We start from the raw sequence: 14772 nt of genomic DNA, 5'->3' as shown, positions 1-14772 counted from the left end.
CTAACGTAATAAAAGATAAATTAAACCAACTATAACAAGTAAGAATACAGAATATAAATAAGTCTGTAGTCTCCCATTTTGGGGTGAACGCACAAAAGTTCCTAACAGAAGAGCGAATTTTCCAATAGCATTAACTAAACCATCAACAATATGTTTATCAAGCCAATGACTCAAATGCGCGAGCTGCTGGATCAATTTTGTTAAGCTGTGTATAAAACCATCAACAATATTTCGATCTAACCAATAGGATAGAGCACTTAATTTCAAAATACTGTTGACAATAATTGTTTCATTAAATGAATTCAGATATCCCTGATGCAAGGATAACCGGTTTGCAAGACTATTTTCATTTAGTGGATATTGACCTTTTGCATACCATTTCCATCCTAATATCCACACTGATAATGCACCGACTGTTAGTAATACAGGAATAACCAGATGGGCAAGATGATTTGCTTCGTAAGGGTAATCGACCAGTAATCCATCCATTATCCACGAGTCATGATAGGAAATTGGATTGATCGAAAATAGAGGAAAGAAACAGCATATGCCTAGGAAATACATTGGCCAAAGCATGAGCTTAGGCGATTCACTCAAATGTATAGATGATCCCAATAGATTTTTGATACGCAGTTCCGAAAAGAAGGCCTTAAAAATTAGACGTCCAATATAAAATGAAGTCATAATACTGACGATAATCAATGTCACTGGCACGATCTGAAACAAAGCTCCTTTTGTTGATGCCCATTCGAATGCAGAAATAATGATACTATCTTTTGATAAATAGCCCGAAGTCAACGGAAAACCCGCAAGTGCCAAGGAAGCTACTGTCATCAGTACAAATGTTTGTGGCATATAGTGACGAAGTCCACCCATATTGCGCAGATCCTGTGGGTCGAAATCATGCTTGCTATGCGCTTTCAGATGTGCCATTTCATGGATAACAGCCCCAGCACATAAGAATAATAAACACTTGAAAAAAGCATGTGTCAATAAATGAAACATAGCCGCATCCCAGGTGCCGATACCTATTCCCACCATCATATAACCCAATTGGGAAATTGTCGAAAAAGCAAGTATTTTTTTGATGTCATATTGTCCCAAAGCAAAATATGCAGCAGTAGTAGCAGTGATGGTACCAATGATAGCAATAGTCAAAAGGACTGTTTCGTTGAATAAGGGAAATAAAGTACTCATTAAAAATACACCGGCAGCCACCATGGTCGCAGCATGTATTAAAGATGAAACAGATGTAGGTCCCTCCATAGCATCAGGTAGCCAGACATGTAATGGAAATTGGGCTGATTTTGCCATCGCTCCTAAGAAAAATGCAAGGCCAGTAATCGTTAACCAGATCGCATCCATACTATTGTGTGGAGATATCCATAGGCCGTTTTCAATACTAGTATTAGCGATAAGTCCATCATTTCCAAATAGATTGATCAGATTGAGGGATCCAAATTGAGCGTAGACAATCGCTATGCCGATCAAGAAGCCCAAATCACCGATTCGGTTGACTAAAAAAGCCTTCTTATTTGCTTGCACGGCAGCATCCTTCGTATACCAGAATCCAATTAATAGATAAGATGCAAACCCGACAAGTTCCCAGAACACATACATAAGCAGTAAATTGTTCATGATGACAAGCCCGAGCATTGCGAAGCAAAATAGACTGAGATACATCCAATAACGATGTATGCCGGTATCATCGTGCATATATGATTTAGAATAAATATGCACCGGAACCGCTATTGTCGAAACTAATAGTAGCATCAAAGAGCTGAGGTTATTCAGCAATAGACCAACTGTAAAAGTTGTATTTCCTATTGTAAACCATCTGATCTCAGAAGATAATGGCATTGCGTTCCAGACATCGAGAAATGTAAATAAACTAAAGATGAAGCTTAAAATGATCGCCGCTGTACCAACAAGGCCAGATCGATCTTTTTTACCAACAACAGCCTGATATAGAAAAGCCAGCAAAGGCATTGCCAAAGCAAACAATGCTGTATTAATGGGTGATATGTCAAATAAATAGTTCAATGCTAGTCTTTTAATTCACGAATTTGATCCGGATTAATGCTTCTGTATTGTCGGTATACATTTAAAATGATGGCCAATCCAACTGCAACAGCAGCCGCAGCAAGTACGATGGCAAACAGTGCAAATATTTGGCCCCCATAATTAATTTTATCATACTTTCCGAAAGCTACAAAATTGAGGATAGCCGCATTGATCATCAATTCAATGCCAACTAAAATCATAATGGCGTTCTTCTTTGCAAGAACAGCATATAGGCCAATACAAAAAATACAGGCCGAGACAACTAGAAAGTGTGTTAAGGTGATCATTTTTGTAAATCCTTTCGTGAAAGATGTGATGCTCCGATCAAAGCCATCATCAAAAAGATGGAAATAACTTCAAATGGAAGCACGTACTGGGTCATAAACTTAATACCTAATTGATGGATATTATTGTCTGTACTTTTGATAACCGTATTATTTTGGATAGCTGTTGCCATCCAAGCTGGGAAAGATTCTTGCCATTCCAGAATGCCAAAAATCATGACTCCAAAAAAGGCGAGAGCAACAGGTAGCACCTTCCATGTCGGTAGGGAGAATAAAGAACCTGTTGTTTGCTGTAAATCTTGCAACAGCTCTTTGTTAGAAAGCATAAATGCAAAAAGCAATAAGATTAATACACCGCCTACATATACCATGATTTGCGTAATAGCAACAAAGTCTGCTAAAGCAAATAAGTAAAGTCCGGCCATAGCAAATAAAACAACAAAAAATAAAAATAGCGCGCGTGCTATATTTTTTAAGCTTACTACTAATAAGGCAGAACCTACAGCTAAAAGTGCAAAAGCATAAAATAAAAAAAGCTCTAAAGTCATTATTTTGATTTTGCTGCCTCCTTTTCAGCTTGAAATTTGGTCCATTCAGATTTTCTTTGCGCAACTTGATCGTCGGTCATATCCGAAAATCCATAAATCAGATCCGTTAATTTCGTTGAACTGCGGTCATATTGATTTGTCATCGTGATACATTCTGTTGGACATACAACCGTACATAATCCACAGTACATACACTTTGCCATGTCAATATCAAACTGAGCGGGGTAAAGACGTTTGACACTACCATCTGAAGTTTTTCCGATTGCTTCCGGAGATTTGATCGCTTCAATTGCGATACAATCTACAGGACAAGCCTTCGCACATAAATCACAGACAATGCAGTCGTCGATCTCAACTTCAAGCTGGTATCGCGCAACTTCAGGAATGGGCATTTTGACTTTCGGATACTGCACTGTTGCAATACCATCCTGTTTATCAAAATAATTATCTTTTGTAATATCCAGTTCTTGACGTGCCTTTCGAGCACCAAACAGATGCTTTACTGTCAAAGATAGTCCCTTGAAAGCAGTTGTTAATGCATGAAAAGCCGTTTTGAATATCATATCGAATTAACCAAATTAAACAATTACTAAAATTCTCCAGATCGCTGATATAGCCATACATAAAAACGCGAGAGGTGTTAAAACCTTCCAGCATAAATTCATCAGTTGATCGGCACGTAAGCGCGGTAAAGTCCATCTGATCCACATTTGTACCCCAACTAAAAAGAGGGATTTGGAAAAAGTCCAAAATATTCCCCAGCCAAAGCCTGTTGTCCAGTCAGCCAGTTTTAATGGGCCAATATTCGGAAGAGGTGTATTCCAAGCGCCTAAGAATAAAACTACACCCAACATGGATACCAGAAACATCATAGCATATTCAGCTAGAAATAAAAATGCAAACTGTATCCCCCCATATTCGGTATGAAAGCCACCAACAAGTTCTGATTCTGCTTCCGGAATATCAAAAGGAGCACGGTTACACTCTGCTAAAGTCGCTATAAAAAATATAATATAGGTGACGATCATATGGGGGGCTTGAAAAATATTCCAGGCAAATATACCACCGACATTTTTAATAGACCAAATACCTAAAAACTTGATTTCTTCTGTTGATAATACACCTTGATTCGTCGCAATATCATTCAGATTTAGCGTCTGCGTAAGCATCACGGCTGCGATCAAGGATAATCCTACAGGAATTTCATAAGAAACCATTTGTGCAATTGCACGCATAGAACCAAGCAATGAAAATTTATTGTTAGAACCCCAACCGGCCATTAAGATACCAATAGCATCTATGGAGACTATAGCCATAATTAGGAATAAGCCAGTATGTGTATTGACTGGGATAAAATCCTTAGACCATGGCATAACAGAAAACCCCGTGAAAACAGCTACGAAAATAACAATAGGAGCCATGCGGAATAAAATTTTATCCGCTAGTAGCGGAGTAATCAATTCCTTTTGTAGTAGCTTTAAAATATCTGCTATGGTCTGGAGAGATCCATATTTTCCCGTTTCCATAGGACCAAGTCTATCTTGAACAAAGCCTGCAATTTTACGTTCCGCATATACCGCAAACAACGTAAAAACTGCTATAAACATGAATATAGCAACAGGAACAAGGATATGGATGAATAAATCTAACAATTCTTATTTGTAATGATTATTAATAAGTGAAATTCTAGTAGGCAAATTTAATGAAAAGGTATGAATTAAGAGAAGGAAAAACAAATTATATACTGGTTTAATAGACATTTGTTTATGGAAATAAAAAAAGCATCTCGAAAGATGCTTTTTTATTAAAATATTTTAAGAATTAACGTTGTGTTATTTCAACATAATCACGTTCCGTCGGACCAGTATATACTTGTCTTGGACGACCGATAGGTTCTTTGTTTTCACGCATTTCTTTCCATTGTGCAATCCATCCCGGAAGACGACCTAAAGCAAATAATACGGTAAACATTTCCGAGTTGAATCCTAATGCACGGTAAATAATACCTGAGTAGAAATCAACATTTGGATATAATTTTCTATCGATGAAGTATTGATCATTTAATGCCGCTTCTTCTAATTTTTTAGCGATATCTAAAACAGGATCATTAACACCTAATTTTTCTAAGATATCATCACATGCTTTTTTAATGATTTTAGCACGAGGATCGAAGTTTTTATAGACACGGTGACCGAATCCCATCAAACGGAAAGGATCATTTTTATCTTTTGCTTTCGCTAAATATTTTTCAGCATCTCCGCCATCATTTTTGATCGCTTCAAGCATTTCAATTACAGCTTGGTTTGCTCCACCATGTAACGGTCCCCAAAGGGCATTGATACCAGCAGAAATAGAAGCATATAAATTTGCGTTTGATGAACCTACAATACGTACTGTAGAAGTCGAACAGTTCTGTTCGTGGTCAGCATGCAAAATCAATAATTTATGCATTGCATCAATCACAACTGGATCAAAAGTTTTATCCTGATTGACTTCACCAAAGATCATATTTAAGAAGTTGTCGATATAACCTAAATTAGTTTTAGGATATACAACAGGATGACCTAAAGATTTCTTTTGAATCCAAGAAACAATCGTAGGCATTTTAGCCAATAAATTGATAATTGTTTTGTCTTCTTCTTCAGGTGTTGGATTTGGATCTAAAGATTCAGGGTAAAATGCTGATAAAGCTCCAACTAGACAAGATAATTGTCCCATTGGATGGGATTTTGAAGGAAAGCCTGCAAAGAAGTTTTTCATGTCTTCATGAATCATCATCTGTGATTTGATGTCCGTTCTGAATTGTTCTAAAACTGCTTTTGTTGGAAGGTCTCCGTATATCAATAAATAAGCAACTTCCAAGAAAGTTGATTTCTCCGCTAATTGTTCGATAGGGTAGCCACGGTATCTTAAAATACCTGTCTCACCATCAAGGAAAGTGACAGCACTTTTTGCTGCACCAGTGTTTTTAAAACCTGGATCTAATGTAATATATCCAGATTGATCTCTCAATTTAGAGATGTCAACTGCTTTTTCGTTTTCTGTACCAGTAATAACTGGAAATTCGTATGACGAACCATTTAAAATAATAGATGCTGTTTCAGACATAAGCTTCTTATGTTATCATGTGTTTATGCAAATGTAATAAAATTGAGGGCTAATATACTAGGTTTTCGTAATAATAATGCCATAATCTAAGCATTTTTGACATTATTTTTAATTAAAAATCTTAGTTATTACTGATACGCGCCATTTGTTTATCCAAAAGTTTTCAATTGGCTGATAAGGTAAAAATCTAATTTTTTAAGCATAATGTTGCTTATGCACATAATACAAAAAAAGCCCTTCCAATTTGCCTCTTCGATGAGTATAAAAGGAAAGACTTTTTTGATTCTTCCACGCAGAAACCTGAAACAAAATTTAGGCAATGCTAAAGCTTAATCTACCTGAAAACCATATTTTTTATAAATGTTTTTTGCAGAATCTGATTGGAGGTAAGCCATAAAATCACTAGCAGCTTGTTTATTTTTAGATTTTTTCAATTTACCAGCCATATATTTCGCCGTAATGTTTTCATTATCCGGAATGGTAATACTTTCTACCGGATGTTTGATCATTTTTTGAAAAAATGCCTCTGAGTACCATACTGGAGCAACATCGGCTTGACCTTCTAATATTCGAAGTGGACTCTCTCGATGATGTATTTTAGTGAGATAAGTAGATTTATCTGCAACCTTGTCTTCCATAATGGTATGTACGAGTTCTTCTCCACCAACTTTGCGATAAGCGGTTTTTATCTGCTCGCCAACACCTTCCCAAGCTGGATTCGGCATGCTGATACGAACATCCTTACGTTTTAAATCCTTCAAGGATTTGATGTTTTTCGGATTACCCTTTGGAACCATTAAGGTAAGTTTGTTGGTTGCATAAGCAATAGTCTGATCAAAATAGTCAGCCATCTCTGTGATCCGTCTTTGACCCGCAGTGTAAATATCTGGCGTGTGCGTAATCTTCAAATTGCCGATTGTTAGTGATCCACCTTGAATTTGTTTTGCCAGTATTCCCGGAGGTAATGTTTCGACAAATATGCGCTCGTACTGTGGATGTTCTTTCTTGAAAGTTTTGATAAGATCATCGATAACCATAAACTGGTTTCCGGCAAAGAAAATAACCAATTGTGGATTTTCAATTTCACCATAAAGATCAGGGATGTTGTCAATTCCAGGGATCGTAAAATTAACAGCAGATTCAGGAGGGGTATTCCAAGGAGGATGAAATTGATGATCTTGTGCATAGGAACATGAAGTTCCAAGTAACAAAGCAAGTATAGTTTTAGCGAGTTTTTGCATGTCTTGTTTTCAAATTATGGTTTAACAATTGTCCAGCCTTGATGAGCTCTGATCACCAATTCACCATTACCGCTGGGAACATAACCGATGAAATCAAACAGTTGTTCCTTGGTCAGATTACGTTCTTTTAACGAGTTGGTACATTGTGCTACTTGGACCCCTCTTGCGATTAGTTTTTTGAACTGTTCTTCATATTTAGAAGTACTTTTTAAAAATGCCTCAGTACCACCAGAAAAAGCAATCAGTTCAAGCGTTAATTTTCCTTTTAATCGTGGATCGTCCAACACATTGTTGATGTTGCGAATTGCTTTCTCAATTGTTTTTGGATCATTGCTATCCAATTGGTAGATCGCATGATACGATTTTTTTTCAGCAACAGCTCCTTGAAAGGACGCATTTTTCACCAATGCTTCCTCTTGCGTTTGTGCCGCTAATTTACCCATGCTACAGATAGCAAGGATCATAATCATAATTGTTTTATTCATTTTTTAAAAATTAAAAGGACCGAATTTATGTTGTATTGCACTTATCTCGTCGTTATAAGGTGGATAAGGTGAGTCTTTTGGTTTTTTTGCTAAGTTAGGATAGTCATTTTCCTTATTTGCTTTGATTGGTCTAGAAAAAGAATTGATATAAGCAGCCACATCAAATGCCTGTTCATCTGTTAAAATCGGACTGTCGTGAGTAGCACCTAAAGGCATATTTGCTTTGATAAATTTCATTGCTGTTAACATACGTGCCATTCCTGCACCATCATTGTAGGAATCATTTCCCCATAGAGGTGGATATTGATATCCTTTAGTTCCAGCAAGTTTTTGGCCTTCTCCATTTGTACCATGGCAACTTTGGCAATGCTGTTGAAAGACAGTAGCTCCATTCTTTTGATCGGCAGCTCTTTCCGGAATGGTCACTTTGACAAATCCCTGCCCAGTAATTCGCTTTCCAATTGGCGTATCTTTACTGATATGTTTAATATAGGTAACAATTGCCCTCATTTCGGTACTGTTCACATCAATAGCTTTTCCGTTCATGCTACGTTCAAAACAACCGTTGATACGCTCTTCTAGTGATTCCACTTTATCTTCTCTGCCAATGTAAATCGGGAAAACACCTGTAAGCCCTACATAGGGAGCCGCAAATGATTTTGTTCCGCCATTGAGGTGGCAATTGGTACAGGCTAGATGATTACCAATTTTACTTCCATCTTTTTCATAAAAATAGTTGTAAGTCTCCCTTATCAGTTTTTCACCATAGCTTGCCATTTTATCTTCGGCATTGTCAGCATAAGGTGTCAGTTTTAATTGATCAACATGGTTAATTATTTCGCTCTGTTCAGACTCTTTATCAGGAGATTTATGCGCTAAAGCATTTGTCATATAAGCAGATAAAACAATGAAGCATAATAATATGCTCGTCACGATAATAATGGTATTGCTACTCCTCCTAATTTTTTTAATATCCTCTTCCATTCATACTAGGTTTTAAACAAATGTACCCTATTACAGAATGCTGTTATAATTCATAATTATTATCTGTTATAACGAAATGTTATGAGTAGATTTTACCCTTATGCTGTTGAATAAAGTTCATGAATTTTAATGGAAGGCCCGCAAGTCCTCCAACCAAATGGGTGATGTAGAAATAACGCTCTATGCTAAAATCTTCTAACTCAATGATTTTTAAATCACCGTTTTTAAGCTCTTCTTGTATCGCATGGATCGAAAGAAATGCCGCTGTATTGCTGTATTTTAGATACCTTTTAATACTTTCGGAGGATGATAAAATAATTTCTGTATGGAGATGCTGTAACGAAATTCCAGCTTCTTTCAATTTGCAATCGATGATATCACGAGTTCCAGATCCAGGTTCCCGGAATACGAGTGCTAATTTATAGATGTCATTTAAGACAAATCTCTCTTCTTTACATAAAGGATTAGTATTGCGGGTGACCAAAACAATTTCATCTTTGATATAGGGTGTGAATTTTAATGATCTATTATCTGGCAATCCCTCTGTAATCCCCAGATGAATTTCGTTCTTGATAAGAAGTTGCTCAACCCGTTTTGAATTAGCCTGCGTGACTTTTATTTCATTTTGTGGAAAATGGAGATTAAACTCCACTAACATTTTAGGAATTACATATTGAGAAATCGTTGTGCTGATTCCCAGGAAGAGATTTCCATTTTGCTTTCCTGTTATTTCGTTGATTTCATAAGTCGCCTGATTGTATTGTTCCAAAATGACCTGCGCATGTTTATAAAGAATCTTTCCAGCAGGAGTAAGGGCAAGCCGGTTGCCTAATCGTTCAAATAACGGTGTACCAATGGAGTTTTCAATCTCCTGTATATTTTTACTTACAGCTGGCTGTGAGATAAAAAGCTCTGATGCCGCTTTTGTGAAGTTGAGCGTATTGGCCGCAACGTAAAAAACTTTTAACCTAAAATCGAAATCCATAAATGAAATACCCTTATCGTAATGAAATGTATAGAACCAAATCTAAAAAAAATTGAATGCGTTTTTAGCTATTAACAAAATTGTCACAATTATAAATGTAAGTTGTTTTCAAATTTATTGAAGATTTGAATAGCATGATAGAATATGGTTTGGATTTAGAATATTAATTCAGGCCCAGTCAAAGCATGTTTATCAGCCATAGATCTATTGACAGTTTACTTTTATCGGGAATTACTAGACAAGGTGGATATCTTGAACTTGATCACAATATTGAATTCTGATAATAATGCTCTTGAACTATAAGCAAGGACAGCTTTGACATTGCGTGTTTCATTTTTTTCAATGGAGAAATAGTATTTGAAAATCCAGAGAATAAAAAAAAAGAATTATTAATTTGAATTGTTACGATTATTTCGTAGACTTGTGTATAATTAGTAGTTTAATAATCAGGTATGGAAAAGTTAACAGCACAAGAAGAACAGGCGATGCAGGCCATTTGGAATCTTAAGGCATGTTTTGTGAAAGAGATTTTGGACAATATCAAAGGCGAGAAGATGCCCTATACGACATTGGCCTCTACAGTTAAAAATCTAGAAAAAAAGGGATTCGTAAAGTCAGTTAAGTATGCAAATGCAAATCGATACGAACCGTTGATTTCTGAAGAAGATTATAAAGAGACATTTATGCACTCTTTCGTAGGAGACTATTTTAAGAATTCATATAAGGAGATGGTTACATTTTTTGTGAAAGAAGAAAAGCTATCTGCATCCGAATTGGAAGAAATCATGCAAATGATCAAGGAAAATAAAAGCTAGTAACCATGGAAAATATCCTAAATTATGCGATCCAGATTAATGTATTACTAAGTGTTGTATACTTAGGATATGTATTGTTATTAAAGAATCTGACATTTTACCTGCTTAACCGCATGTATTTTATTACAGGTATTTTATTTTCATTTACCTATCCGTTCTTAGATATTCAATCCTGGTTTAGAAAACCAATTCCATCCGTAGGGGAGATCGCGATGGATTGGTCAATGGATCTCGGACAAGAGGTGGACAAATCGGTCTTTACCTTAAATAATGTATTGATCCTTTTACTTTTCATAGGGGTAACGATTTTATCAATTCGCTTCTTAATTCAGATGATTAGCCTATTGCGAATTCATATTTATTCTGAACCTGCACAGTGGCAATCTTATCTTTTTAGAAATGTTTTTATACCCATTGTACCCTTTTCGTTTTTAAATAAAATATACGTTAACAGAGATCATCATCCAGAACCGGAGCTCATGGATATTTTTAAACATGAAGATATTCATGTAAAGGGTTTGCATTCTATTGATATCCTGATCAGTGAGTTTACTTTAATCAGCAGCTGGTTCAATCCTTTTGTATGGCTCATGCGAAAGGCAATCCGTGAAAATTTGGAATTTCTAACAGATCAGCAAGTACTCAATAATGGCGTAGATAGACAGACCTACCAGTATAGCTTGCTACGTGTCAATGCTAGCGGCGGGTCGGCGACATTAGGAAATCAGTTTAGTTTTAAGACACTAAAGCGAAGGATAATGATGATGAATAAAAAAAGATCTGCAAAAATACAGCTCGGAAAGTACGCATTTATGTTGCCTATTTTTGTATTGACAGCTGGTGCATTTACTCTAAATAAAGCAGAGGCTAAGATAACGCAAGCGACAGATTCGGCGAAAGAGATTGATTTAGAATCTGCAGTATCCGTTGGTCAGTCCGCGCAAAATACCATTGAAGAAGCGGGTTTAGTTCAGGATACGTTAAAAGGAAAAGTAATAGGTGTAAATGTAAAAGAGGAAGCCGTTTCAATTATTGGAATTAAGACAGATACCTCAAAGTTTACTGCTCATGGAGTAAAGGTTAAGCAGGGTGCGAAGATAAAGATTAAATCTTTATCTAAAAACGTATTATTTATATTGGATGGAAAGAAAGTTGATGATATTCATAGTGTAGATCCAAATGATATCGAGGCTATTACTGTGCTTAAAAATAAGGCTGCAATAGATCTGTATGGAGAGAAAGGGAAAGAGGGTGTTGTTTTGGTTACAACTAAATTCGGAGGGAAGACATCTTCAGAAATAAACACCGGAAAAAATATAGTGAGCGGAAAGGATACTTTTAATGATAAATCCAATAAAATTGAATTAACATATGCCCCAGACAAATCCGATAAGGTGACTTTAGGGAAGCTAAATCCTGATCAACCTCAACCATTATTTGTAGTTGATGGTAAAATATCGGAAAATATAAATAAGATTGACCCCAATTCTATAGAGTCCATGGAAATATTAAAAAGTCCTTATGCCCAAACGCTCTATGGTAATAAAGGTAAAGATGGTGTTATTTTAATTAAGACAAAATCATTTGCAGAGAAAAATCCAGATGCCTTAAAAGACAACGTTAAAAAAACAATTAATCGTGAAATTTCCAAGGAAAGAACCCGTCAGGATTCTGTTAAGATGCTAAAGGGTGGTCAAGTTAATCAAATAAAGGTTACGGGATACAAAAAGTCAGCGGATGATTTTTATGCGACAACGTTGCAACAGGAAAAACTAAAAAAGTTTTTAAATGATAATAAAGGAAATATCGATCCAAAAGACGGTTATGTTTTAGTAATAAATGGAAAAGTTGCCCGAGAATCGGATCTTAAGGAAGTCGACGCCAAAACAGTGACGAAAGTAATGGCTACAGATTTAACAGCAAAAAATAGTGAGTTGTCGAAAAATATAATAGGACTATTGGCATTAGAATCATCCACTAATAAAAAAGCAGTTCGGGGTGCAAGTGCCTCTGTAATTAAGAATGGTAAGGAAATTAAGTTGCTGGTCAGTGAAGATGATCAAAATCCGCGTATTGTGATCAAATGACCCTGATGTTAATGGTTTATGAAAAAGCCTCAAAATCCATAAATTTTGAGGCTTTTTTGTGAAAGAACTTTTATCTCGGTTCAGCTACTGTGAAGGGTTGATAAGGACTTAGGTTAAAAGTAAAGTTTCCATTAGAATCTGTACCACCAACACTTCTTACTTTAGCTCTGACGGTGTATTTCGCTTTGGGATTGTACTGTTTCACTTCAAAATTGAAGAAGAATGGTTTAATCTTATTTGTCCCTCTAAATTTATCTGCTAATGCGTGATGTTTGTCTGCACTGATCACCTGACCATTTTCCAAAAGTTCGACACCATCTATTTCCAAAAAGTCTTTACCTGCTGTAAAGAGGAAGCCCGCCTGCACGCGGCCAGTAGTATACACTTTCTTAGTAACGTCAATTGTCATTTCTTTAAACTCTTCAGTAACTGTTGCAGGACTCCACTTAGCTACTGTAAAACCGTCCTTTTTATAGTAGTCGACTTTCAGTTCGTCCAATCGATCATAATGTTTTTCCAATCGGGCTGTAAAATCTGCAAAATCTTTTTTATTCTTCACTGTCCATCCCGTCTCAGCTAGTGCCAGTAAGCGCGGGAAGTTATGGATATTCATATCCTTTAGTTCTTGTGTTAATGCAGTCCATTGATTAGCCTGTACACCTAACACCAGTTTTTCCTCATCTTTAGTTAATCCTTTACTCGGATCATACTCGTATACTTTTTCAAGCGTATTGATATTACCGTAGGCTAGATCACTCATAGTACCGTCATTTCGATCTGCTTGTGTAATATCAAAATACAAAGGATCAGTTGGCGTTGCTACACTTTCAAATCCATTTTCTACAGCCTTTTTGATCGCATCAGCTCCGAGCCAGCTCATAATAGCTGTTTCTTTAGGTAGATTTTTAACATCTGTCAAGATATCATTCCATCCCAATGGTTTTCTCCCTTTACTCGTGATAATTTTAGAAACGCGGGTCACAAAGTAACTCTGTAATTCAGTAACCGTTTTAATATTATTCTTTTTCATGAAGTCGATCACGTGTTGTTCCTTTTCCCATAGGTCGTGTCGTACCTCATCACCACCGAAATGTATGTATTGGCCTGGAAATAATGCGGTAACTTCCGTAAATACATCATCAAGAAATTTATAAACAGCTTCTTTTGTTGGGTCTAAAGTATTCGGTGTAAATTGATTTCCCCAGTATCCCCATGAAGAAACAAAAGGAAATACATGATTGGGGTAGCTATTATTATTAACGCCGAGTTCCGGATATACCAAAATCGTTGGCCAGGAGTGTCCCGGAACATCAATCTCAGGAACAATCGTGATATGTCTTGCTTTGGCATAAGCCACAACATCCTTAATTTGCTCCTGAGTGTAGAAACCACTCCTTTCAGCAGGTTGGTGAGTTGTATGGTGGAAAATTGTTGCTTTTTCAGATGTTAGTTTAGGATATTTTTTGATCTCTATGCGCCAACCCTGATCGTCAGTTAGATGCCAGTGAAAAGTATTCAGTTTATAGAGTGCCATTACATCCAGATATTTTTTGATCACATCCACGCTATAAAATGTCCGGCTTACATCTTGCATATAGCCACGCCAGTTGTACCTCGGAATATCACTTATCGACACGTTGGGAATAGACCACTGACCATTATTAACTACCGATTGGCTTTCAATCGTACTTGGTAACAGCTGTCTGAGTGTTTGAGACGCATAATACAAACCCGTAGCAGTTTTTGCTTTCACAATGATATTATCCGATTTAATATCCAAGGTATATCCTTCTGCCGAGCTGTTTTTTAAACTCTTATCAATAACAAAGTGTATCCCTTTTTTACGGATATTTTCCTGTTCTATTTTAAGATCAAAATCTGTAGCGATTTTTATTAAACCTGCCAGTTCCTGTATTTCAGATCGATTTTCCTTATTGATGAATATTGTGGTGCCGGAGTTTATAGAGAATGCTCCATTTTGAGCAGTTAGCTCACTTGGTTTCGGTATAATAGAATAACGCGAATCCTGGGCCTCTACCTGATGAGAAAGCAATAAAATGGCTAATATAGTAAGACATTTCTGCTTTGTTTTTTGGAAATAAAACATGCTTTAGTCGGTTTTATATTGATTTAAGTCTGCTTAAAGGTAGAAAATCATTTTAAATTAAAAC

Annotated in this window: 13 protein-coding genes; 2 read left to right on the top strand and 11 right to left on the bottom strand. The window is 36.3% G+C overall.

The window, feature by feature from the left end; translation table 11 throughout:
• The 10 genes from HCX49_RS14980 to HCX49_RS14935 all read right to left on the bottom strand — a co-directional run bounded on the left by HCX49_RS14980 (nucleotide 1) and on the right by HCX49_RS14935 (nucleotide 9699).
• Complete coding sequence (locus HCX49_RS14980; protein WP_168127549.1) at nucleotides 1–2043, bottom strand: NADH-quinone oxidoreductase subunit L; 2043 nt, start codon at nucleotides 2041–2043, stop codon at nucleotides 1–3.
• A 2-nt stretch (nucleotides 2044–2045) separates the two neighbouring features.
• The gene (gene nuoK / locus HCX49_RS14975; protein ID WP_132769058.1) at nucleotides 2046–2351 is read right to left on the bottom strand and encodes an NADH-quinone oxidoreductase subunit NuoK; all 306 of its coding nucleotides are present in this window, start codon (nucleotides 2349–2351) and stop codon (nucleotides 2046–2048) included.
• Nucleotides 2348–2896 carry an NADH-quinone oxidoreductase subunit J gene (locus HCX49_RS14970; RefSeq protein ID WP_132769056.1) on the bottom strand — a complete coding sequence of 183 codons (549 nt, stop codon included), beginning with the start codon at nucleotides 2894–2896 and terminating at the stop codon, nucleotides 2348–2350. The genes nuoK and HCX49_RS14970 overlap by 4 nt, the downstream gene beginning before the upstream one ends.
• Nucleotides 2896–3459, bottom strand: a complete 564-nt coding sequence (locus tag HCX49_RS14965) for a 4Fe-4S binding protein (protein ID WP_132769054.1) — start codon at nucleotides 3457–3459, stop codon at nucleotides 2896–2898. The genes HCX49_RS14970 and HCX49_RS14965 overlap by 1 nt, the downstream gene beginning before the upstream one ends.
• Before the next feature lie 15 nt (nucleotides 3460–3474).
• Nucleotides 3475–4548: a complex I subunit 1/NuoH family protein gene (locus HCX49_RS14960; protein ID WP_237682819.1), complete on the bottom strand. Its 1074-nt coding sequence runs from the start codon at nucleotides 4546–4548 to the stop codon at nucleotides 3475–3477.
• Nucleotides 4549–4717: 169 nt separating this feature from the next.
• Complete coding sequence (locus HCX49_RS14955; protein WP_132769051.1) at nucleotides 4718–6004, bottom strand: citrate synthase; 1287 nt, start codon at nucleotides 6002–6004, stop codon at nucleotides 4718–4720.
• A 329-nt stretch (nucleotides 6005–6333) separates the two neighbouring features.
• On the bottom strand, nucleotides 6334–7245 hold the full coding sequence (locus HCX49_RS14950) for a molybdate ABC transporter substrate-binding protein (protein WP_168127548.1): 912 nt from the start codon (nucleotides 7243–7245) through the stop codon (nucleotides 6334–6336).
• Between the two features lie 14 nt (nucleotides 7246–7259).
• Nucleotides 7260–7730, bottom strand: a complete 471-nt coding sequence (locus HCX49_RS14945) for a DsrE family protein (RefSeq protein ID WP_021188704.1) — start codon at nucleotides 7728–7730, stop codon at nucleotides 7260–7262.
• Nucleotides 7731–7733: 3 nt separating this feature from the next.
• Nucleotides 7734–8714 carry a c-type cytochrome gene (locus HCX49_RS14940; RefSeq protein WP_132841227.1) on the bottom strand — a complete coding sequence of 327 codons (981 nt, stop codon included), beginning with the start codon at nucleotides 8712–8714 and terminating at the stop codon, nucleotides 7734–7736.
• Between the two features lie 79 nt (nucleotides 8715–8793).
• Nucleotides 8794–9699 carry a LysR family transcriptional regulator gene (locus tag HCX49_RS14935; protein WP_132769046.1) on the bottom strand — a complete coding sequence of 302 codons (906 nt, stop codon included), beginning with the start codon at nucleotides 9697–9699 and terminating at the stop codon, nucleotides 8794–8796.
• A 452-nt stretch (nucleotides 9700–10151) separates the two neighbouring features.
• Here HCX49_RS14935 and HCX49_RS14930 point away from each other — a divergent pair, with 452 nt between their 5' ends.
• The gene (locus HCX49_RS14930) at nucleotides 10152–10514 is read left to right on the top strand and encodes a BlaI/MecI/CopY family transcriptional regulator (protein WP_021188707.1); all 363 of its coding nucleotides are present in this window, start codon (nucleotides 10152–10154) and stop codon (nucleotides 10512–10514) included.
• A gap of 5 nt (nucleotides 10515–10519) precedes the next feature.
• Nucleotides 10520–12601, top strand: a complete 2082-nt coding sequence (locus tag HCX49_RS14925) for a M56 family metallopeptidase (RefSeq protein WP_168127547.1) — start codon at nucleotides 10520–10522, stop codon at nucleotides 12599–12601.
• 70 nt (nucleotides 12602–12671) lie between these two features.
• Here HCX49_RS14925 and HCX49_RS14920 read toward each other — a convergent pair whose 3' ends face one another.
• Complete coding sequence (locus HCX49_RS14920) at nucleotides 12672–14708, bottom strand: beta-N-acetylhexosaminidase (RefSeq protein ID WP_168127546.1); 2037 nt, start codon at nucleotides 14706–14708, stop codon at nucleotides 12672–12674.
• Nucleotides 14709–14772 lie beyond the last annotated feature (64 nt).

The organism is Sphingobacterium sp. B16(2022), from assembly GCF_012030425.1.
In the GTDB taxonomy this organism is placed as follows: domain Bacteria; phylum Bacteroidota; class Bacteroidia; order Sphingobacteriales; family Sphingobacteriaceae; genus Sphingobacterium; species Sphingobacterium anhuiense.
Note: the sequence above shows the minus strand (reverse complement) of the source record. Positions and strands in the feature narration are given on the sequence as shown.